Annotated in this window: 1 protein-coding gene; it reads right to left on the bottom strand. The window is 68.5% G+C overall.

From position 1 onward, the window contains the following. Positions 1-335: 335 nt before the first annotated feature. A partial coding sequence (locus tag ACZ6TI_RS48130; protein WP_465352036.1) for an IS110 family RNA-guided transposase occupies positions 336-1,466 on the bottom strand: 1,131 nt, incomplete at its 5' end.

Genomic DNA, 1,466 nt, shown 5'->3' with positions numbered 1-1,466 from the left:
TGGCACCCCTCTGTGTCATCCATGAAGGAGCGAGGCCGGTCAAGTCGCTGGTTTGAGCGCTTTGTCGATGCCCGGCCCCGTTTGTGGGCACCGCGAGTTGCCGCGGCGTAGCCGCGGTCATTGCTCGTGAGTTTGGGGTGGTCGTGTTCGCCAGGTTCCGGGTGATGCCGGAGGGCAGGCCGAAGCTCGGCTGCCGGTCATCCATTCGCCCCGCACCAGGGGGCATGGTGATTTACGACCGTGACCAGACGGGGTCAATCAAGAGGGCGACCACGCCGCCGGCCGACAGGGGTCAGACACAGAAACGACCCGCGTCCGGTCACGTCCGAGCCCGCTCACGCCACCGCCCTGGTCTCGAGGGCGCGGATATGCCCGTCGCGCAGTCCGTAGTAGACGAGGGTGAGCAGTTTGCGGGCCACCGCGACGGTGGCGATGTTACGGCCGCGCCGCTCAGCGATCCGGGTGCGTGCCTCGTCGAGCCAGCCGGCGTTACGGGCGCCTTGGGCGGCCTCGACCGCGGCCCAGCGCACCAGCGTGGAACCCTGTTTGGTGATCGGCCCGCGGTGCACCACCGTGTCGGACTCGCGATGCTTGGGCGTCAACCCCGCCCAGGAGGCCAGATGCGCCGCGCCGGCGAACCGGGCGACGTCACCGATCTCCGCGACGAAGATCGCCGCGAGGATAGGTCCGACGCCGGGCACACCCTGGACCGCGTGGAAGCCGGGATGTCCGGCCAGGGCGACGCGCAGCGGCCCGGCGACCGCGCGGATCTCGAAGTCCATCGCGTCGATCAACCGCAGCAGAGCGTTGACCCGTAACCGATACGCCGCGTCCAGCGGCGCCGCGGTCAGCAGCTTCCTACCGCCGACACCGAACAGATCCGTCACGCCCAGGTGCAGTCCCTGCTTGGCCAGCACGGCGTGCACGGATGCTTTCAACGCGCTGCGCCAGGCGACCAGCTTCGCCCGGTGGCGCACCAGCTCGCGCAGCTCCCGCACCGGCGGCGGCGCGATCCAGCCTTCCGGCAGCCTGCCCATGCGCAACAGATCGGCCAGATCGGCGGCGTCGCGGACGTCGTTCTTGACCCGACGATAGGCGAACCCTTTCACGCCCAGCGGGTGCGCGAGGTGCACATCGGCACCGGCGTCTTGCAGGACGTCGACTGCCCAGTACCAGCCATACGTGGCTTCCAACACGACTTGCGGATGCTCACCAGCCTTCGTGATCTCGGCGGCGAGGGCCATCGGGTCGTTGTCGATGCGAACACTGTCGAGGCGTTCACCAGTCTCGGTGATCCGCACGATCACCGACCGGCGGCGATGCAGATCGATACCCACGATCTGCGGGCCGTCGTACTCTGCTGACATGTGGGGCCTCCTTCGTCGTTTGACGTGAGCACCCCGAGCATCCCGCCGGGAGTCACGAGGAGCGAGGCCCCGCTCCTTCATGCCATCAAGAGGCGGCGA

Source organism: Actinoplanes sp. NPDC051388 (assembly GCF_055586225.1).
Note: the sequence above shows the minus strand (reverse complement) of the source record. Positions and strands in the feature narration are given on the sequence as shown.